Source organism: Pseudomonas sp. NFACC42-2, from assembly GCF_900116055.1.
Classification (GTDB): domain Bacteria; phylum Pseudomonadota; class Gammaproteobacteria; order Pseudomonadales; family Pseudomonadaceae; genus Aquipseudomonas; species Aquipseudomonas marginalis.
This window is the reverse complement of the sequence record NZ_FOZO01000005.1, coordinates 1-20,283: the sequence shown is the minus strand read 5'-3', so window position 1 is coordinate 20,283 and position 20,283 is coordinate 1. Positions and strand designations below refer to the sequence as shown.

Annotated in this window: 16 protein-coding genes and 3 pseudogenes; 11 read left to right on the top strand and 8 right to left on the bottom strand. The window is 61.8% G+C overall.

The genetic code is table 11. From position 1 onward, the window contains the following. Positions 1 to 256 precede the first annotated feature (256 nt). The 4 genes and pseudogenes from BM416_RS12530 to BM416_RS12520 all read right to left on the bottom strand — a co-directional run bounded on the left by BM416_RS12530 (position 257) and on the right by BM416_RS12520 (position 4,148). Positions 257 to 1,078: a DeoR/GlpR family DNA-binding transcription regulator gene (locus tag BM416_RS12530; protein WP_065926387.1), complete on the bottom strand. Its 822-nt coding sequence runs from the start codon at positions 1,076 to 1,078 to the stop codon at positions 257 to 259. A gap of 91 nt (positions 1,079 to 1,169) precedes the next feature. Then, positions 1,170 to 1,706: pseudogene (locus tag BM416_RS31155) on the bottom strand (methyl-accepting chemotaxis protein); the annotation flags it as partial. 327 nt (positions 1,707 to 2,033) lie between these two features. Next, positions 2,034 to 2,957 (bottom strand): annotated as a pseudogene (locus BM416_RS31150) (cache domain-containing protein); the annotation flags it as partial. Positions 2,958 to 3,257: 300 nt separating this feature from the next. Beyond that, entirely contained in the window at positions 3,258 to 4,148 is an 891-nt protein-coding gene (locus tag BM416_RS12520; RefSeq protein WP_092488253.1) for a bestrophin family protein, read from the bottom strand. 249 nt (positions 4,149 to 4,397) lie between these two features. Here BM416_RS12520 and BM416_RS12515 point away from each other — a divergent pair, with 249 nt between their 5' ends. The 3 genes from BM416_RS12515 to BM416_RS12505 are packed head-to-tail and all read left to right on the top strand — an operon-like array spanning position 4,398 to position 6,774. Beyond that, a complete protein-coding gene (locus tag BM416_RS12515; RefSeq protein ID WP_256577502.1) occupies positions 4,398 to 5,288 on the top strand; it encodes a hypothetical protein in 891 nt (296 codons plus the stop codon). Continuing rightward, positions 5,273 to 6,319: a GGDEF domain-containing protein gene (locus BM416_RS12510; RefSeq protein ID WP_092488251.1), complete on the top strand. Its 1,047-nt coding sequence runs from the start codon at positions 5,273 to 5,275 to the stop codon at positions 6,317 to 6,319. Before BM416_RS12515 ends, BM416_RS12510 begins: the two co-directional genes overlap by 16 nt. Further along, positions 6,316 to 6,774 (top strand): metallophosphoesterase family protein, encoded by a 459-nt coding sequence (locus BM416_RS12505; RefSeq protein WP_092488250.1) that lies wholly within the window; start codon positions 6,316 to 6,318, stop codon positions 6,772 to 6,774. The genes BM416_RS12510 and BM416_RS12505 overlap by 4 nt, the downstream gene beginning before the upstream one ends. An 8-nt stretch (positions 6,775 to 6,782) precedes the next feature. On the opposite strand, the gene BM416_RS12500 is transcribed toward BM416_RS12505, so the two are convergent. Continuing rightward, positions 6,783 to 7,094: an ArsR/SmtB family transcription factor gene (locus BM416_RS12500; RefSeq protein ID WP_092488249.1), complete on the bottom strand. Its 312-nt coding sequence runs from the start codon at positions 7,092 to 7,094 to the stop codon at positions 6,783 to 6,785. Between the two features lie 78 nt (positions 7,095 to 7,172). Between BM416_RS12500 and BM416_RS12495 the strand changes: the two genes are divergently transcribed. Continuing rightward, a complete protein-coding gene (locus BM416_RS12495) occupies positions 7,173 to 8,264 on the top strand; it encodes an NADH:flavin oxidoreductase/NADH oxidase (protein WP_092488248.1) in 1,092 nt (363 codons plus the stop codon). 221 nt (positions 8,265 to 8,485) lie between these two features. Further along, on the top strand, positions 8,486 to 10,612 hold the full coding sequence (locus BM416_RS12490; RefSeq protein ID WP_092488247.1) for a TonB-dependent siderophore receptor: 2,127 nt from the start codon (positions 8,486 to 8,488) through the stop codon (positions 10,610 to 10,612). A 215-nt stretch (positions 10,613 to 10,827) separates the two neighbouring features. On the opposite strand, the gene BM416_RS12485 is transcribed toward BM416_RS12490, so the two are convergent. Beyond that, positions 10,828 to 11,868, bottom strand: a complete 1,041-nt coding sequence (locus BM416_RS12485) for a hypothetical protein (protein ID WP_092488246.1) — start codon at positions 11,866 to 11,868, stop codon at positions 10,828 to 10,830. 87 nt (positions 11,869 to 11,955) lie between these two features. On the opposite strand from BM416_RS12485, the gene BM416_RS12480 reads away from it, so the two are divergent. Further along, complete coding sequence (locus BM416_RS12480) at positions 11,956 to 12,516, top strand: hypothetical protein (RefSeq protein ID WP_027603616.1); 561 nt, start codon at positions 11,956 to 11,958, stop codon at positions 12,514 to 12,516. 36 nt (positions 12,517 to 12,552) lie between these two features. Here the strand turns inward: BM416_RS12480 and BM416_RS12475 are convergent, their stop codons facing one another. Both BM416_RS12475 and BM416_RS12470 read right to left on the bottom strand, forming a co-directional pair. Further along, a complete protein-coding gene (locus tag BM416_RS12475) occupies positions 12,553 to 13,275 on the bottom strand; it encodes a FadR/GntR family transcriptional regulator (RefSeq protein ID WP_027603617.1) in 723 nt (240 codons plus the stop codon). A gap of 48 nt (positions 13,276 to 13,323) precedes the next feature. After that, positions 13,324 to 15,060 carry an IlvD/Edd family dehydratase gene (locus tag BM416_RS12470; protein ID WP_027603618.1) on the bottom strand — a complete coding sequence of 579 codons (1,737 nt, stop codon included), beginning with the start codon at positions 15,058 to 15,060 and terminating at the stop codon, positions 13,324 to 13,326. A gap of 193 nt (positions 15,061 to 15,253) precedes the next feature. On the opposite strand from BM416_RS12470, the gene BM416_RS12465 reads away from it, so the two are divergent. The 5 genes and pseudogenes from BM416_RS12465 to BM416_RS12445 form a co-directional block, all read left to right on the top strand. Beyond that, a complete protein-coding gene (locus BM416_RS12465; protein WP_092488245.1) occupies positions 15,254 to 16,576 on the top strand; it encodes an MFS transporter in 1,323 nt (440 codons plus the stop codon). A 15-nt stretch (positions 16,577 to 16,591) separates the two neighbouring features. After that, positions 16,592 to 17,584, top strand: coding sequence for an AraD1 family protein (gene araD1 / locus BM416_RS12460; RefSeq protein ID WP_092488244.1), 993 nt, complete (start codon positions 16,592 to 16,594; stop codon positions 17,582 to 17,584). A 10-nt stretch (positions 17,585 to 17,594) separates the two neighbouring features. Continuing rightward, positions 17,595 to 19,175, top strand: coding sequence for an aldehyde dehydrogenase (NADP(+)) (locus tag BM416_RS12455; RefSeq protein WP_092488243.1), 1,581 nt, complete (start codon positions 17,595 to 17,597; stop codon positions 19,173 to 19,175). 19 nt (positions 19,176 to 19,194) lie between these two features. Further along, positions 19,195 to 20,058, top strand: coding sequence for an SMP-30/gluconolactonase/LRE family protein (locus tag BM416_RS12450; protein WP_092488242.1), 864 nt, complete (start codon positions 19,195 to 19,197; stop codon positions 20,056 to 20,058). A gap of 37 nt (positions 20,059 to 20,095) precedes the next feature. Beyond that, a pseudogene (locus BM416_RS12445) lies at positions 20,096 to 20,283 on the top strand (arabinose ABC transporter substrate-binding protein); the annotation flags it as partial.

The following is a 20,283-nucleotide window of genomic DNA, read 5'->3' as shown; positions in this document are numbered from 1 at the left end:
TGTGGGAGGGGGCTTGCCCCCGATGCGGTGGCTCAGCCAACACATCTACCAACCCTGCCGCCGCCATCGAAGCCTCGCTAAAGCTCGACATCTCCCACAGGGGACCAGCGGTGACCAACGTCCCACCTGCCATCCTCAATCAAATGTGGGAGGGGGGCTTGCCCCCGATAGCTGTGTGTCAGCCAACACACCTGCCAACCCTGCCACCGCCATTGAAGCCTAGCTAAAGCTCGACCTCTCCCACACAGGAAGGGCGTCACGCTGGCAACGGATCACCCGGCAGCATCAATTCAATCCCGCGCTTGCGGATGCCATCTGCCGCTGCCGGGGCCAGGGCGTCGTCGCTGATGATCACGTCGAACGGTTCCAGCCCGGCGATGCGGTACATGCTGAAGGTGCCGTATTTGGAGCTGCTCGCCACCAGCACCACCTGGGACGCCGATTGCATCGCCACTTGCTTGACCTCGACTTTCAGCGCCGAGGGGGTGGTGATGCCACGGTGCAAATCCCAGGAGCTGGTGGAGACAAAGGCGATGTCCGTGACCACCTGGCGCAGGGTCGCCACGGCCAGCCCGCCGACGGAAGAATGGTTGTCATGGTCCAGTTGGCCGCCGGTGTGGATCACCGTGACCTGCGTCGCATCCATCAGGGCCTGCACGATCCCGAAGTCGTTGGTGACCACCGTCATCCCCGACAGTGCCTTGATATACGGGACGATCTCCAGGGTGCTGGTGCCGGCATCCAGGTACACCGTCATGTCCGCGTGCAGCAACCGTGCGGCCAGTCGCGCCATCGCCTGCTTTTGCGGCAACTCCACCACGGCTTTGGATTGATGGCTGGGTTCGCTGTGCAACTGGCTGGCGATCCTGACCCCACCGGTGACGGAGTACGCCCGGCCTTCCTGCTCCAGCAGGGCGATATCGCGGCGCACGGTCATGTGCGAGCAGTCGAACATCTCCATCAACTGGTGCACGCTCATCACCTGATGCTTGCGCAACTGCCGCAGGATCTGTTCGCGACGCTGCTCGGGAATCATCGGGGTGCTGCTGTCGGTGGCCGTGTCCTTCGGGTTGGGCATTAAGACTCCGCAGTGGTTGGGTAAGAGGCGGGGAGTGCGTGGCTATAGTAGCCAATACACGCCCCCGCCGGCGACCCCGGTGTGACAGCGGTCAGAACTTGAACCGCCCCACCAACCCCTTGAGCTGACCGGAAATATCCGTCAACCGCCCCGATCCGGTCTGCGCCGAGTGGGCAAAGCCTTCGACCAGTTGCGCATCGGCATGGATCTGCGCGATGTGCCGGTTGATCTCTTCGGCCACCTGGTGCTGTTCTTCGGCCGCGGTGGCGATCTGGGTGTTCTGGTCGCGGATCGAGTCCACCGAGCCTTGGATCTTGTCGAAGCTGTCGCGGGCCTGCTGGATGCGTTCCACGCTGGTGTGGGACACCTGAAGGCTGCCTTGCATCTGCAGGGTGACTTCCTGGGTGCGGCGGGCGAGGTTGCCCAGCAGGCTGTCGATTTCACCGGTGGAGTCGGCAGTGCGGCGTGCCAGGGCGCGGACTTCGTCGGCGACCACGGCAAAACCGCGGCCCTGGTCACCGGCGCGCGCGGCTTCAATCGCGGCGTTGAGCGCCAGCAGGTTGGTCTGTTCGGCAATCGAGCGGATGGTGTCGAGGATGGTGTTGATGTTCTGGCTGTCCTGCTCCAGCAACTGCATGGTCTGGGTCGACTTTTGCAGGTCTTCGCTGAGCTTGAGCACGCTGCCGGTGGCTTCGCCGATATGCTGCTGGCCATTGTGCACGTCGCGGTAGCCTTCGTCGGCACTCGCGGCGGCGGCGCTGCAGGAGCGCGCGACTTCGTTGGCGGTGGCCACCATTTCGTTGAACGCGGTGCTCACCAGCTCCACGGCTTCACGTTGGCGCCCGGCGGCCTGGTTCATGTTGTTGGCGACTTCGCTGGTGTCGGCGGCGGCGGTTTGCAGGTCGGAAGAGGCGTTGCCGATGCGCTGCACCAGTTGCGCGATCATGCTCAGGAACTGGTTGAACCAGCCCGCCAGGCTGGCGGTTTCGTCCTTGCCTTGCACCTTGAGTTGGCGCGTCAGGTCGCCTTCGCCTTCAGCAATCTCCTGCAGGCCGTCGGCCACCCCGCGAATCGGGCGCACGATCATGCTGGCAAAGCTGGCGCCGACAATCGCGAACACCACGGCCAGGGCGGCGGCAATCGCGGCGATCAACCACGTGAGGCTGGTGGCGCCGGCCATGACTTCATCGCGTTTGATCAGGCCGATAAAGCGCCAGCCCAGATCCTTGGAGCTGACCACGTTGGCCATGTAGGCCACGCCGTTGATGTCGACCTGGGTCACGCCGTCGCCGCGCTTGGCCAGTTCGGCGTAGTTGGGGCCCAGGTCGGCCATCGGCTTGAAGTTGTGCTTGGCGTCGCTGGGGTCCACCAGCACGTTGCCGTTGGCTTCCACCAGCATCAGGTAGCCGCTGTCGCCCAGCTTGATGTTGCGCACCAGTTCGGTGAGCTGCTTGAGCGACACGTCCAGGCCGACCACGCCAAGGATATTGCCGGTGGCGTCGGCGACGGTATGCACGGTGCCGATCAGCACCACGTCGTCCGGTGCCCAGTAGTAGGCGCCGGTGCGCATGGTAGCGCCTGGCGCGGCGATGGCGGCCTTGTACCAGGGGCGTACGCGTGGGTCGTAGTTGTTCAGTTTGGCGTCGTCAGGCCAGCTGGCATAACCGCCGTCGGCGAGGCCCAAGGACAAGTAGGCGGTGCTCGGGTGGCTCTTGGCGAACTGATCGAAAATCGCCAGCAGGTCTTTGTTGGTCTGGGTCAGGGGGATTTGCGCGGCGTCGGCGCCGGCGTAGCTCTTGAGGTCCTTGGCCGCGACAACGCGCGGGTCCTTGGCGACGAAGTCGACGTTCTGGCTGATGCCATCGAAAAACTGCTTCATGCCGTTGTCGATCTGACGGATCTCGCGACCGCTGCTGTCGAGGAAATTGGCCAGGGCCCCCTCGCGCAAGTTCAGCACAACCATAACGGCCACCAGGATGACTGGCAGGCACGCGATAGCGGCAAACGCCCAGGTCAACTTTTGCTTGATATTCATGACTTCACCCGCGGGTATTTATATTTTTGGCAAGGAGAAAACAGTGGCGTCGAGCGTCGCATGTGTTGTTTTGAGGGGATGTGGCCCATGCGTACTCCCTTTGTATCGACTGCGGGAGCACGCACTTTAGGCCGAAGGGCGTGTTTATCCGATGCGCTCGCCACCCAGCGCATCACGCTGCATCGACTGCAGGTTTTTCTCGATGGTTTCGCAGATGGCTTCCATCTGGATCTGGTGTTCGCTGGAGCGGAACGGGCTTTGCAGGTCGGTGCCGATACGCTCGATGGCCAGCAGCATAAAGCCCACCACGGTGGATGCCAGCGGGGTGAACCAGCCCAGGGATTCCACCAGGCCCACGGGCACGATCAGGCAGAACAGCGAGATAAACAGGCGCGGGAAATACACGTAGGGGTAGGGCAGTGGCGTGTTGGCGATCCGCTCCATGCCGCCTTGGGCATTGGATAAATCCACCAGGGTCGATTCCAGCCGTGCCAGGCGAATACTGTCCAGGTGCCCGGCCTTGTATTCCCTGGCCAGCAACGCTGCCGAGCCGGTGAGGATGTCATTGGCAAAGTTGTTGGTGGCGCCGTTGCGGGCGAATTCCTCGGTGGGGATAAAGGCGCGGACTTCATCAGGGCACGGTTCGCCCTTGAGGTGCGCAGCCAGGCAATTCACATAGGCCACATGGCGGCGCAGCAGGGTGGCCTTGACCGGGTTCACTTCGCCGTCGGGGTCGTCCAGCAGGGTCAATACCTGCCGCGCGAAGCTGCGTGAATTGTTGACCATCGCGCCCCATAGCGTACGGGCCTCCCACCAGCGGTTATAGGCGCTGCTGTTACGAAAGCTGATGAGCACGATCAGTGCCGAGCCCAGCAGGGTGAGGGGCATCAGCGGCAAATTGATCTTGGCGGTGAGGAACAGCATGAAGTCCACGGTGACGGCGACGTCCCACAGCAACAGCCAGAACAGCGACCAGCCCACATAGCCCATGGTCTTGATGATCAGGCGGTACTTTTTGATGATGGCGGCTTTCAAACGACAACCTCGCGGCGAACGGTAGGCAACAATGCCTTAGCTCGGACGCCGGCTTGCGGGGAAGGTTCGCCGCGGCGACTGAAACGGTTAAGCCGCTTGGGTTTTTTGGAACAATTTTGGTAACGACGATGTCCCCTGAGCTAATCACGCTAGATTGCGCTCAAGGCAAAACGCCATTACCGGTGCTGCAATTGAGATCAGTGAATCCAAGTTGTTTGATCAGGGCTCTTTCTCATGTGCAGTGGTTCGTTGAAGCTGGCGATTGAACAGTCGGCGCGGGCGTTTGAGCGCCATATGGATTTTGACGGGTGTATCCGTACCCATTATTCGGTTCTGCTGGAGTGTTATTCAAAAAGACCGTTTTTCTACAAGACGGCACTGAAGTTCAGTCGCTTGATGGTGTCCTTTACGTTATTGAGCACGTATTTCGCCAAGCCGGTCCCCCTGCTGTCCGAGGTGAAAGAGTTTTGTGTGGCGCGCGGGTTCTGTTCGCGAAACAGCCTGGAATCGATCTTCCTGCTGTTCAGGGCGCTGGGGTTCATGACGGTGTCGAGGCATCCGGACGACAGCCGTCTGCGGCTGTTCAGCCCATCGTCCCAAGCCTGCGCGGAGATCAGGCCGATGCTCACGTCCGTGGTCGAGCCGCTGGGCGTGATGTGCCCCGAACCCGCGGTTTGCGCCTCAATGGCCGGGTTGGATGATCGCGCCTATCTGGCCCGGTATTTCAAAGGGTTTTCGGTGCTTCTCTGCCGTAACCTGAGCATTGACCTGTTGATACCGGATTGTTATTGGCTGGTAAAACGCGATGCCGGGCATATGTTGATGCTGGCGATCTATAACGATGCGTGTGCGCGGGATAACCAGGGCGCAAGTTTCAGGTCATCGTCCTACCTTTCCATCGCTGAGCAACTTTCGGTGTCCAAGACCCACGTCATTCGTCTGGTGCAAGAGGGGGCCGAGCGGGGCTATTTCAAGATTCATTCCAAGACGCAGCTTGAGGTCCTGCCACCTTTTGTCGTGCTGGTAAGACGGTTCATGGCCTATTCGTTTGCGATCTGCCTGCACAGTCTTCAACTGAGTCATGCCGATGACACACTGGCCACGCATGCACAGGGAGTGACGGGATGCCGGCAAATGTGAAACTCAGGCCACGAATGCAGAGACTGTTGTCGCCCGCCATCGCCCAGGCCGAACTGATCGGGATTTTCGCCTGGCTGGCGGTGTTGCTGGTGGATCGTGGGGGGATGTTCGGCTGGCCGGTCGTGCTGGTCACGCTGGGGCTGTGCGTTGTGTATGGGGTTCACCGGGTGGTGACGCATTATATGCTGTGGCGGGCCCTTGGCGTGCTCTACATGGTGCTGCTGTCCGCAGGTTTTGCCTATGTGGTGCACACCCGTCCCGCGTTGCAGGTGTTCGCCTTGCCGCTGGCCGTGACCTTGGTGATGAGCAGCGCAATCCTGTTTATCGTGGTCCAGGATTTTCTGGTCTGCGCCGCCCTGGTCTGGTTACTGACGTGGCCCCACATTCAGCTGAGCCTTTATGACGGGGTCGACACCTATGTGTTTATTTTTTGTGCCGCGTCGGTGTCGATCGGCTTTATCTTGAATGTCTACTACCTGAAAAACCTGCGCTCCGTGTTACTGGTCGAGAGTGAGTTTCGGGAATTGGCCGAGACGGATTACTTGACCTCCATCCTGAACCGGCGCGCCTTTATGGAAAGCTTCGCCAAACTGATTGCCGCCGGTGATACGGGCTACTTCATGATGTTGGATATCGACAGTTTCAAGTTGAAGAATGACCAGTTCGGCCATGATGTCGGCGACCGGATTCTCTGCGCCATGGCCGCGTGCCTGAAATCCACCCCCGGCAGCCACAGTTTCGGCAGGATTGGCGGCGAGGAATTCGGCGTGCTGCTGCTGGTCGATGACCCCGATCTCGCCACCGATTACGCGCTGCGCCTGCTGCAAGCGATCCGCTGCAGTGTCGCGCCGCCCCATCACTACACCTGCAGTGCGGGCATGACGCGCTTTACGACCGGGGCCGATATGTCGGCGGTCCTCAAGCGTGCCGACCGCAATCTCTACGCCTCCAAGGGCAATGGCAAGGACCGTGTATATTTGGATGGCGCGCCGGTGTTTCACCGTTCGATGTCCACCCCGGAGGCCCTATGAAAGTTGGCGTGATTTCCGACACCCACGGCCTGCTGCGCCCTGAGGCTGTCGCTGCCTTGCAGGGATGCGAGCAGATCATCCATGCCGGTGATATCGGCAGCCCTGAAATTCTTCAGCAATTGGCACAGATCGCGCCCCTGCACGTGGTGCGTGGCAACAATGACCAGGACGCGCCGTGGGCAGAGCAGGTGCCCGATCATCTGATGCTGGAGCTGGACGGATGGCGGACGCTGGTGGTGCATGATATCGCCGACGTACCCGCCTTACTCGACACGTCTACTCGGCTGGTGATCACCGGCCATTCGCACAAGCCCCTGATCGAATGGCGGGGCGCAACACTGTACGTAAACCCCGGCAGTGCAGGGCGGCGGCGCTTCAAGTTGCCGGTGACGTTGGCGGTGCTGGACGTGCGGGACATGACGATCGAGTCGCGGCTGATCGCGCTGCTGGACTGATCCGGCTTTTATCGTTGCGTCAGGATGCTCTGCAGCAATCCCGGAAACCGTTCCTCAAGCACCTCGCCGCGCAATGAATTCATATGGGTAGTGCCCACGCTGCGGGTGTGGACCAGGCCGGCATCGCGCAGTACCCGGAAGTGGTGGGACATGCTGGACTTGGGGCGCCCGCCGTCCAGTTCGCCGCAGCTGGCCTCGGGCACGCCGGCCAGGCAACGGACAATCTCCAGGCGCACCGGATCACTCAGCGCGTACAGCAGGCGCTCGAGGGTCAGGTCTTCCGGGGTGGGGTGTTTAAAGGCTCGCATGGAACGAATCATAACAGGGGGCTATCATCGAATACCATAGTTCGATTACCATCGAACTATCGAATCATCCACTCGCTCCCGGAGTTCTCAATGTCCGCTTTGTTCGAACCGTTCACACTCAAAGACGTCACCCTGCGCAATCGCATCGCCATCCCGCCGATGTGCCAATACATGGCCGATGACGGCATCGTCAACGACTGGCACCTCGTGCACCTGGCCAGTATGGCCCGGGGCGGCGCCGGTTTGCTGGTGGTCGAGGCCACCGCTGTAGCGCCTGAGGGGCGTATCACCCCAGGTTGCGCCGGTCTGTGGAGCGACGCCCACGCCGAAGCGTTCGTGCCCATGGTCAAGGCCATCAAGGCCGCCGGTTCGGTGCCCGGCATCCAGATCGGCCACGCCGGTCGCAAAGCCAGCGCCAACCGCCCGTGGGAAGGGGACGACCACATACCTGTCTCCGATGCGCGCAGCTGGGAAACCATCGCGCCGTCGGCCATCGCCTTCGGTGCCAACCTGCCGCAAGTGCCACGCGCCATGACCCTGGACGACATCGCTCGGGTCAAGCAGGACTTCGTCGATGCCGCCCGCCGTGCCCGTGATGCCGGCTTCGAATGGATCGAACTGCACTTCGCCCATGGCTACCTGGGCCAGAGCTTCTTCTCCGAGCATTCCAACCAGCGCACCGACGCCTACGGTGGCAGCTTCGACAACCGCAGCCGTTTCCTCCTGGAAACCCTGGCCGCCGTGCGCGAGGTCTGGCCGGAGAACCTGCCGCTGACCGCGCGTTTTGGCGTGATCGAATACGACGGCCGTGACGAACAGACCCTGGCCGAATCCATCGAACTGGCCCGCAACTTCAAGGCCGGCGGCCTGGACCTGCTGAGCGTCAGCGTCGGTTTCACCATCCCCGACACGAATATCCCGTGGGGCCCGGCCTTCATGGGCCCGATCGCCGAGCGCGTGCGCCGCGAAGCGGGCATCCCGGTGACCTCGGCCTGGGGCTTTGGCACGCCGCAACTGGCGGAAGGTGCGTTGCAGGCTGGGCACCTGGACCTGGTCTCGGTCGGTCGTGCGCACCTGGCTGACCCGCATTGGGCGTACTTTGCGGCCAAGGAGCTGGGCGTGGAGAAGTCCTCCTGGACCTTGCCGGCGCCTTACGCCCATTGGCTGGAGCGGTATCGCTGATCGGATCCACTTCTAAAGTTGTATAAAAATCCAAATGTGGGAGGGGGCAAGCCGCCTCCCACATTTGCCTCGCGCCCAATTTCCTACAGATCGATACAAAGCTGTTACCTGAAAAATAGTGAATGAGAATAGATGTCAAACGCGAATGACTTGATATACCATTCCCGCGTTTTTTGGCAGGTTTGCCGCCCCATCTGGCTCATTCACTAGGTTCAACATCCATGCGTCGTACCCTGATTTCCCTCTGCGTGCTTCAGGCGTTTTCCCCGTTTACCTGGGCCGAGGTTGTCCCTGCCGACAAGGCCAGTCTTGAGCTGCAAGCCACCAATGTCACCGGCGAGGCGGACTACGAGACGGCGCAAGGGCCGGTCAAGGGCTACCACGCCACACGTTCCGCGAGTGCGACGCGCACTGACACCTCGATCCATGAAACCCCGCAGTCCATCAGCGTCGTGTCCAAGGATGTGGTCGAAGACATCGGCGCCACCCGTTTGCAGGACGCCCTGGACTACGCCGGCGGCGTCGGCCGCGCCAACAACTTCGGCGGGCAGGGGCTCACCACCTTCACCGTACGTGGCTTTACCACTGGCGAGTTCTACCGCAACGGTTTCCCGATCAACCGCGGCTACCCGAACATGCCCGACGCCAACACCATCGAACGCCTCGAAGTGCTGCGCGGCCCGGCGACCATGCTGTATGGCCGTGGCGATCCTGGCGGCACCTTCAACGTGGTGTCCAAGCAACCGCTGGCCGAGCCGACCGTGACCCTCGGCAGCCAACTGGATGACCAGGGCATGCAGCGCGCCACCCTCGACGCTTCCGGCCCGCTGGACGAACAAGGTCGCCTGGCCTATCGCCTGAACGTGGTGGGCGAGGGCGGTGACACCTTCCGTGACCATGTCGAGACCGAACGCTATGGCGTGACCCCGGTGATCACCTGGCAGGCCAGCGATGACACCAAGGTGATCTTCGAAGGCGACTTCATGCGCAACAACCACCCGCTGGACCGTGGCCTGACGCGCTACCCCAATCAAAAAGGCACCGCCTCGCGTGACACTTTCTGGGGTGAAAAAGACGCCGGCAAATTGCACAACGACAACAGCATGGCCCAGCTGCGTTTCGAGCACCTGCTCAATGACAACTGGACCCTGGGCGGTGGTTTCCAATGGTTGGACGGCACCTTGCAAGGCAATGCCATTGAAGCCAACGGCCTGGCCGCCGACGGTCGCACCCTGGGCCGCAACTTCAACTACCGCAAACTGGAGTGGACCGACAAGGACACCCAGCTCAACCTCACCGGGCATTTCTCCACCGGTGGTTTCGACCACACCTTGCTCACCGGCGTCGAATTCGAAGACTACGACTACAAGTCGATCATCCAGCGTTCCAGCGGCGCAGTGGGTGCTTATTCAATCGACATCTTCAACCCGGTCTACGGCCAGGCGCGCCCGAACCTCACGCGCACGCCGACCCACGACAAGGAAAACCTCAAGACCTACGCGGCCTTCGTGCAGGATCAGGTGGCCCTGACCGAGCGCCTTAAAGTGCTCGCCGGAGCACGCTTCGAGCGCTTTGAACACGACTACCATACCTACGTGCCGGGCGGTAAAAGCTGGGAAGCCAGCGACAACGCCGTAACCCCACGCGTGGGCGTGATCTACGACCTCACCGACACCGTCGCGGTCTACGCCGACGCCGCGCGTTCGTTCAAGCCCAACACCGGCGCCAGTCGCCAGGGCGGTGGTTTTGAACCGGAGAAAGGCAAATCCTACGAGATGGGCATCAAGTGGGAAGCCCTGGACCGTCAACTCAGCGTCGACGCCGCGATCTACCAGATCGAGAAGAAAAACGTGCTCACCACCGACCCTCTCGACTCAACCTTCAGCGTCGCCGCCGGCCAGGTGCGCAGCCGTGGTTTCGACCTGAACGTGGCGGGCAATATCACCCCCGAGTGGCGTGTGATCGGTGGCTACGCCTACGTGGATGCCGAAGTGACCAAGGACAACACCCTGCGCAGCGGCACGCGCTTGCTGAACATCCCGCGTAACAGCTTCAGCCTGCTCAACGTCTACGAGTTCCAGGACGGCGCCCTCAAGGGCCTGGGCCTCGGCGCGGGTGGCAAGTATGTGGATGAACGGGCCGGGCAGACCTCCAACAACGCCTTCTCGATGGACGCCTACACCGTGGTCGACCTGCTCAGCTACTACAAGGTCAACGACAAGGTGCGGCTGAACCTGGACGTGAAGAACCTGTTCAATCGCGAGTATGAAGAAGGTGCGTTCGGCAACGTATACGCCTACCCAGGCGAACCGCGCACGGTGCAGGTAGGCATTGCCTATACCCTGTAACGCCGCCTGATTGGCTTGCAATGGCCCAGGTGATTGCAAGCCACGTCACAGCCCCGGCAGAAAAGGCACTAAGATCTACCCGATAGATGGGAGTCAAATGTGGGGGGCAAGTCAGATCCTCGCACCGCCCCTCCCACATGTTCTTTCACCTGATTTCAGGGCAGGGGCGGCGCGTTTCACCAGGCGCCGTCGAATCTTCTATCCCGCGTCTGTTATCAATTCTGCCAGCACTGCGCATAGCGCTCACACACGCTATAACGTTTGTCCAATTCGGCCATGTGTGCCCAGTTGTCGGCCATTGCTTCCTTTTCCAGCACTTCATTGAGCCTGCGGTAGAACTGCAGCATCGCACCGTTGACAGCCAATGCCTGAGTGATGTCGGTGGCCGGGGTATCGGGCACCAGGGTTCTTAATGTGGGCGTGTCCAGTCGTGAGAGGCGCGCACGGTACTCAACCTTGTACTGCTCAAGTGCCTTGGCCTTTACGCCCTGAGCCTGGATCAGGTAGTTCACGACGTTCTGACGATACTGCGCCCAATAGGCATCCGGCAGATCAAGGTTCATCTGGGCCTTGCGCTTGTTGACCACCAGATCAGTTGCGTGATCGCGCGCGCTGTCGTCCAGCGGGCTGGCCTGGGGTTTCATTTCCGCGATGATGCTCGGGGCGATAATCTGCTCGGCCAAGGCATCACGCTCCGGGGTGGCGGGGAGGCCTTTCGGCGGCGCGGGGAACAGCGCATTGGCACCTACGCAGCTGGGCAGTCCTTTATTGATCACCGGGACCGGTGAGCGCACCACCTGGCCTTTTACTGAATGCAGACGTTTGAGTGTCGTCACACACTGGCTGCCTGCGCCAGTGAACGTCACCTCGTATTCCGCGCCGTTTTGCGGAGTGAGGGTGAAAGCCATGCCGCACACCGAACCTGTGCCTTGGGTATTCAAGTGCAGGAACAGTTCTTTGTTGGCGGGCAAGCGGATTTCCAGGTAGGGCGTTTTTTCGGAGACCGGCGGCATCGACATGTCCGCCCGCCTGCGGGTGTTGGCCAGGAACAGATTGTTAAGGATGCCGGTGGTCTGTCCATCGCAATGTTGCGCATCTATTACACTCAGCGTGGCACTGCTCATGTCGCTGACAAATCGTAGCTTGGCGGCATCCGGTCCGGTGGCATCGGGGTACGTACCCGACACGCTGCAGCCGCTCAATATCAACGCGAAAAATGTTGCGCCGAGCGCACGGCCTGCAAATAAATTACTCATGGAAGGGGGGTCATCCTTAACGCCGGTGTTGAGAAGTGCCGCATGATACTGGCAAAGTTGAACTTTTTTCGATGGACCGAGGATTGAATGCGCAAAATAAGTCAGTTGTTTGTGATCGGAACCGTGGCCTTGATGAGTGCCTGCTCGGCATTGCCACCTGAAATGGCATTGGATTCGAAAGTCTATTCCGCCGAAAACGCAGGTCTTGTCCTGGGCGCACTGATCGAGGGTGGGCCCTACGGAACCTGGATGAGCTTTCACAATGTGGACACCGGCAAAGACTATGGCTGGGGCCCCAAGGACTACTACTCGGCATGGTTGCCTGGAGGCACCTATGAAGTCAGTGACCTTGGCTCGCGTCGTGGCGTGATGGGGCCCTACTCGAAGCCGCTGCGCTTTACCGTCACCAATGGACAAATCAATTACGTGGGCGAAATGACCTATGGTTGCCCGCTCGCGGCTCGCCCGGCCGCGATCTATGGCGTGAAAAACTGCGGACTCCTTGCGTTGGGGACCTGCACCGTTGATTACCCCAGCATTGGCATCTGTGTGGTGGATCGACAGGAGCAGTCCGTTCGCACCTTCGTCAAGCAGCACCCGCAATATTCCGAGCTACCGGTCAAGTCGGCCGTGATGTCGACGCGTTGACCCTTGCGCCGAGTTGAGCGTGGAGGCTCAATCGGGTTATAGCGGCGTCAGCACATTCATCACCGTATCCAACGCCACCCGCGTGTCATCCAGTTGCACCAGCGACGCATGCCGCGCGCCGAGGGCGTCGCGGTTCTGGATCGCGGTGAGGATCGCCTTGTGCCGGGGCAGGCTCAGGCCCTGGATGTCCGGGCGGCGGTTGGTGATGTTGATCGACTCGCGCAGCGGCAACGACAGCATGTTGCACATATAGGCAAGCAGGTCGTTGCGGGTGGCATCGGCAATGGCGCGGTGGAAGTCCAGGTCGGCCTGCAACAGCTGTTCGTGGGTCTGCGCGGTTTCCATGCCCTGGTAGGCTTTTTCGATGGTGGCGATGTCTTCATCGGTGGCGGTGGTCGCGGCCATGGCGGCGATCTCCGGCTCGAGGATGCGCCGCACACCGGCCAGGGTATTGAAGAATTCACTGTGGGGCGTGGACTGCATCAACCAGGACAACACGTCCGGGTCGAGCAGGTGCCATTTCAAGCGCGGCCGCACCACTGCACCCACCCGTGGCTTGGAATACACCAGGCCCTTGGCGCTGAGCACCCGGGTCGCTTCGCGCAACACCGAACGGCTGACCTTGTACTCCTCGCACAGCGTGGCCTCCATGGGCAGCCGTTCTTCGGGCTTGAAGCGACCTGAAACGATGTGCATGCCCAAGTCCTGAACGATCTGGGCATGCATGCTCTTGCGCGGCTTGGACGGCTGGTGATCCATAACGACAGGGATGCTCTGACTTAAATTCGCGGCATCATAGCATCCCAATTAGTGGGAATGCCGGGGGACTTCTGCCCCACGGCAACCCACCAGGAAGTCAAAGTCGCAACCCTGGTCGGCCTGCAGCACATGGTCGATATACAGCTGGCGGTAGCCGCCGACGATCAGGTTCTGCGGCGGTTTCAGGTCAGCCATGCGCGCCGCCAGCTCTGCGTCGGGGATGTCCAGGTGCAGGCGACCGTTGGCGCAGTCGAGTTCGATCCAGTCACCTTCCTTCACCGTGGCCAACGGTCCGCCGGCCGCGGCTTCCGGCGCCACATGCAAGACCACGGTGCCGTAGGCAGTACCGCTCATGCGCGCATCGGAGATCCGCACCATATCGGTCACGCCCTGGGCCAGCAGCTTGGCCGGCAAGCCCATGTTGCCGACTTCGGCCATGCCTGGGTAACCCTTGGGCCCGCAGTTTTTCATGACCAGGATCGAGTTGGCGTCCACGTCCAGTTCCGGGTCGTTGATACGCGCCTTGTACATGTCGAAGTTCTCGAACACCACCGCACGGCCGCGATGCTGCATCAGCTCGGCGCTGGCCGCCGACGGCTTGAGCACCGCGCCGAGTGGCGCCAGGTTGCCGCGCAACACGCAAATGCCGCCGTCGGCGCGGATCGGGTTGTCGAGGGTGCGGATCACTTCGTCCTGGCCGTAGATCGGCGAGTCCTTGGTGTTCTCGCCGAGGGTCTTGCCGTTGACGGTCAAGGCGTTCGGGTGCGGAATCAGGTTGGCTTCACCAAGACGACGCAGCACGGCGGGAAGGCCACCGGCATAGTAGAACTCTTCCATCAGGAAGCGCCCGGACGGTTGCAGGTCGACGATGGTCGGCATGCCGCGACCGATGCGGGTCCAGTCGTCCAGGTCGAGCTCGACACCGATGCGCCCGGCGATGGCTTTCAAATGGATCACGGCGTTGGTCGAACCACCGATGGCGGCGTTCACGCGGATGGCGTTTTCAAACGCCTCCTTGGTGAGGATCTTCGACAGCTTCAAGTCTTCGCGCACCATCTCCACCGCACGCATGCCGGACATATGGGCCAATACATAACGCCGCGCATCCACTGCCGGGATCGCCGCGTTGTGGGGCAGGGAAGTGCCCAGTGCCTCGGCCATGCACGCCATGGTCGACGCGGTGCCCATGGTGTTGCAGGTGCCCGCCGAGCGCGACATGCCGCCTTCGGCCGCGAGGAAATCATCCAGGGTAATGGTGCCGGCCTTGACCTGTTCACTGAGCTGCCACACCACGGTGCCCGAGCCGATGTCCTGGCCCTTGTGCTTGCCGTTGAGCATCGGCCCACCGGTGACCACGATGGCCGGTACGTCGCAACTGGCGGCGCCCATCAGCAGGGCCGGGGTGGTCTTGTCGCAGCCGGTCAGCAGCACCACACCGTCAATCGGGTTGCCGCGAATCGCTTCCTCCACATCCATGCTCGCCAGGTTGCGGGTGAGCATGGCGGTGGGGCGCAGGTTGGATTCGCCGTTGGAGAACACCGGGAACTCCACCGGGAAGCCACCGGCCTCGATCACGCCACGTTTGACGTGCTCGGCGATCTGGCGGAAATGCGCGTTGCACGGGGTCAGCTCCGACCAGGTATTGCAGATACCGATGATCGGCTTGCCATGGAACTGATGGTCGGCAATGCCCTGGTTCTTCATCCAGCTGCGGTACATGAAGCCGTTTTTGTCGGCGGTACCAAACCACTGGGCGGAGCGTAGGCCAGGCTTTTTATCAGACATGATCGATTCTCTTATTGTATGACTATATGTTCTATGCGTGCTTAAACATAAGCGCAAAATCGATGCTTTGGAAGAGTTGTTTTGCAAATAGTCCTACTATATAGTCTGGCTTAACTGAGGTATGACCCTGGCGGATTTCCGCGAGAGGCGTCCCCCGAGCTTCTATAAAAACAACAATCGGAGATCGACCCCCATGAGCCAGGAACTGCGGCTTATTCGGCGCATCACGCTGAAACTGATTCCCTTCCTGATCCTGCTGTACCTGATCGCCTACGTGGACCGTTCCGCCGTGGGTTTTGCCAAGCTGCACATGGGCGCCGACGTCGGTATCGGCGATGCGGCCTATGGCCTGGGCGCGGGGTTGTTCTTCATTGGCTACTTCCTCTTCGAGATCCCCAGCAACCTGATGCTCGACCGCTTCGGCGCACGGCGCTGGTTCGCGCGGATCATGATCACCTGGGGCGCGATCACCATCGGCATGGCCTTCGTGCAAGGGCCGCACAGCTTCTATGTAATGCGCTTCCTGCTCGGCGCGGCCGAAGCCGGGTTCTTTCCCGGCGTCCTGTACTACATCACCCAATGGTTCCCGGTGCGCCATCGCGGCAAGATCCTCGGGCTGTTCATCCTCTCCCAACCGATTGCGATGATGATCACTGGCCCGGTGTCCGGCGGCCTGCTGGGCATGGATGGCATCCTCGGCCTGCATGGCTGGCAGTGGCTGTTCATCGTGATCGGCACCCCGGCGATCCTGCTGACCTGGCCGGTGCTGCGCTACCTGCCGGATGGCCCCAGACAGGTCAAATGGATGAGCGACGACGAAAAGGCCTGGCTCACCGGTGAGCTGGACAAAGACCTGCAAGCCTACGGCCAGACCCGCCACGGCAACCCGCTGCATGCCCTCAAGGACAAGCGCGTGTTGCTGCTGGCGCTGTTCTACCTGCCGGTGACCCTGAGCATTTACGGCCTGGGCCTGTGGCTGCCGACCCTGATCAAACAGTTTGGCGGCACCGACCTGGTCACCGGTTTTATCTCCGCCGTGCCGTACATCTTCGGCATCATCGGCCTGCTGATCATCCCGCGCAGTTCCGACCGCTTGAATGATCGCTACGGCCACCTGGCGGTGCTGTATGTGCTCGGCGCCATCGGCCTGTTCTTCAGCGCCTGGCTGAGTGTGCCGGTGCTGCAAATGGCCGCGCTGTGCCTGGCGGCGTTTGCGCTGTTTTCCTGCACCGCAGTGTTCTGGACCTTGCCGGGGCGCTTCTTTGCCGGCGCCAGTGCGGCGGCGGGCATTGCCTTGATCAACTCGGTGGGCAACCTCGGCGGCTATATTGGTCCGTTCGTGATCGGTGCGCTCAAGGAATACACCGGCAACCTCGCCTCGGGCTTGTACTTCCTGTCCGGGGTCATGGTGTTCGGGCTGGTCTTGACCGGCGTGGTCTACCGCGTGCTGGAGCGCAAGCACGTACTGCCCGCCGATCAATTCGCCGCCAGCGCCCGTGGCGCCACACGTACTTAATCTGGGAGAAGTCTGATGCGTTTAGTTCAGTTCGAGTCAAGCAACGGTGAACGCCGGGTCGGCGTTGTAGAAGGCGCCACAGTGCGCGAAGTGCGTACCGCGCGCAGCGTGCGCGAACTGGCGCTGGCCGCCATCGAGGCGGGCGTCAAGTTGCAGCAGCAGGTCGAAAGCCTGGGCCTGGGCGACAGCCATGACTACGCCGCACTGTTGGCCGACCTGAAGATTTTGCCGCCGCTGGACCACCCGGACCCGGCCCATATGCTTATCAGCGGCACCGGCCTGACCCACCTGGGCAGTGCCTCGGCGCGGGACAAAATGCACCAGCAGGCCGGCGATGAGAGCGCCTTGACCGACACCATGCGCATCTTCAAATGGGGCGTGGAGGGCGGCAAGCCCGCTGCCGGCCAGGCCGGTGTGCAACCGGAATGGTTCTACAAGGGCGACGGCAGCATCGTCGTGCGCCCAGGCGAAGCCTTCCCGGTGCCACCGTTTGCCGAAGACGCCGGTGAAGAACCGGAAATCGGCGGCCTGTATGTGATCGGCCCGGACAGCAAGCCCTATCGCCTGGGTTTTGCAGTGGGCAACGAGTTCTCCGACCACGTCATGGAGCGCAAGAACTACCTGTACCTGGCCCATTCCAAGCTGCGCAGTTGCAGCTACGGCCCCGAACTGCGCGTGGGCGAGTTGCCCCAGCACCTGGCCGGCACCAGCCGCATCCTGCGTAACGGCGAGGAAATCTGGCGGAACGAATTCCTCAGTGGCGAGGCCAATATGTGCCACAGCCTGGAAAACCTCGAGTACCACCACTTCAAATACCGCCAGTTCCTCAAGCCGGGCGATGTGCACATTCACTTCTTCGGCACCGCCACGCTGTCATTCGCCGATGGTATACGTACCCAACCGGGCGATGTGTTCGAGATCAGCCAGGCCGAGTTCGGCGCGCCCTTGGTCAACGGTGTCGGCAGCAGCGATGCGGCCTTTGAACCCGGCCAAGTCACCCCCCTTTAAGGAGATCAACATGACCCAGTTCCTCGGCCACAACTACATCGGCGGCCAGCGCAGCGCCAACGGCAACATCAAGCTGCACAGCGTCGATGCCAGCACGGGCGAGACCTTGCCGCAGGATTTCTACCAGGCCACGCCGGAAGAGGTCGATGCCGCCGCCAAGGCCGCCGCCGCGGCGTATCCGGCTTACCGTGCGTTGAGTGCCGCGCGCCGTGCGCAGTTCCTGGACGCGATCGCTGACGAGCTGGATGGCCTGAGCGATAACTTCATCGAGCTGGTCTGCCGTGAAACCGCGCTGCCCGCCGCACGTATCAAAGGCGAGCGCGGGCGTACCAGCGGCCAGATGCGCCTGTTCGCCACGGTGCTGCGTCGCGGTGATTTTTATGGTGCGCGTATCGACAAGGCGTTACCCGATCGCCAGCCACTGCCACGCCCGGACCTGCGCCAATACCGCATCGGCCTGGGCCCGGTGGCCGTGTTTGGCGCGAGCAACTTCCCCCTGGCGTTTTCCACCGCCGGCGGCGATACCGCAGCGGCGCTGGCGGCCGGTTGCCCGGTGGTGTTCAAGGCCCACAGCGGACATATGGCCACGGCTGAACAGGTGGCCAATGCAATCATTCGAGCGGCAGAAGCGACCGAGATGCCGGCGGGTGTATTCAATATGATCTTCGGTGGCGGCGTCGGCGAAGCGCTGGTCAAGCACCCGGCGATCCAGGCGGTCGGCTTTACCGGCTCGCTCAAGGGCGGTCGCGCCTTGTGCGATATGGCCGCGGCGCGCCCGCAGCCGATCCCGGTGTTTGCCGAAATGTCGAGCATCAACCCGGTGATCGTGCTGCCCCAGGCCCTGCAGGCGCGGGCGGAAACCGTCGCGCGGGATCTGACCGCGTCGGTGGTGCAAGGCTGCGGCCAGTTCTGCACCAACCCTGGCCTGGTGATAGGTATCGCCTCGCCGCAGTTCACCGCATTTACCCAACAGGTCGCCCAACTGATCGGTGAGCAACCGGCACAAACCATGCTCAATGCCGGCACCCTGAGCAGCTACGGCAAAGGCCTGGAAAAACTCCTGGCTCACTCGGGCATTCAGCATTTGGCCGGTAGCACCCAGGCGGGCAATCAGGCGCAACCGCAGCTGTTCAAGGCCGATGTGCGCTTGCTGATCGAGGGCGATGAAGTGCTGCAGGAAGAAGTCTTCGGCCCCACCACGGTGTTCGTCGAGGTCGCTGATCAAGCCCAACTCAGCGCTGCCTTGCACGGCCTGCACGGCCAGCTCACGGCGACGATCATTGGCGAACCGGCAGACTTTCAACAGTTCGCCGAACTCACGCCGCTGCTGGAACAGAAAGTCGGGCGCATCCTGCTCAACGGTTACCCGACCGGCGTCGAAGTCTGCGATTCGATGGTGCATGGCGGCCCGTACCCGGCTACCTCCGATGCCCGTGGCACCTCGGTCGGCACCTTGGCCATCGACCGTTTCCTGCGTCCGGTGTGCTTCCAGAACTACCCTGACAGCCTGCTGCCCGACGCGTTGAAAAACGCCAACCCGTTGCGCATCCAGCGCCTGGTGGATGGCACGCCATCCCGCGACTCGCTGTAAACACTTATCAGGAGGCGTCATGTCGTGTACCGCTGTCACTGAGCACCGTGCGCAACTGGGGGAAGGCCCGTTCTGGGACGTGCCGACCCAGGCGCTGTACTGGGTCAATATCGCCGGCAAACAGGCCCTGCGCCTGATGGGCGGGCAGTTGCAGATCTGGCAGTTACCCGAGCACGTTTCGGCGTTTATCCCGTGCGAACGCGGTGATGCGCTGGTGACCCTGAGCAGCGGTGTCTACCGCCTGGACCTGGCCACCGAAGCCCTGACCCTGTTGTGCGTGGCCGACCCGCAACCGGGCAACCGTGGCAATGAAGCGCGCTGCGATGCCCAGGGCCGCCTGTGGCTGGGCACGATGCAGAACAACATCGGCGAACACGGCGAAGACTTGCCGATCACGCGGCGCTCCGGCGGCCTGTTTCGCATCGATGCGGATGCCCGGGTCACGCCGTTGCTCCACGGCCTGGGCATTCCCAACACCTTGCTGTGGAGCGAGGACGGCCGCCAGGTGCATTTCGGCGATAGCCTGGACGCCACGCTCTACCAGTATTCGATCCAGGCCGACGGCCAACTCGAGCCCGCAACGCCGTGGTTCGGGCCGCACTTGCGCGGCGGGCCGGATGGCTCGGCCATGGACAGTCAAGGCTACATCTGGAACGCCCGTTGGGACGGCAGTTGCCTGCTGCGCCTGACGCCCGAGGGGGAGGTGGACCGCATTATCGAGTTGCCCGTGAGTCGCCCCACCAGTTGCGTATTCGGTGGCCCCAACCTCACCACTTTGTATATCACCAGCGCCGCCAGCCCATTGGATCACCCTCTGGACGGCGCGGTGCTGGCCATTGAAGTCGATGTACCCGGCATGCCTTGCCATCGCTTTGCCGGTTAACCCCAAGACTTAAAAACAACAACAAGGAGTCACCCGTATGAATCATCGTCGTCGTGGTATCCGTTCCCTGTGCTGCGCCGCTGTGGCGGTCTCGGCCATGAGCTTGAGCGGGCTGTTGCTGGCCGCTGAAGAAGTGAAGATCGGCTTCCTGGTCAAACAGGCCGAGGAGCCGTGGTTCCAGACCGAATGGGCCTTTGCCGAAAAAGCCGGCAAGGAACATGGCTT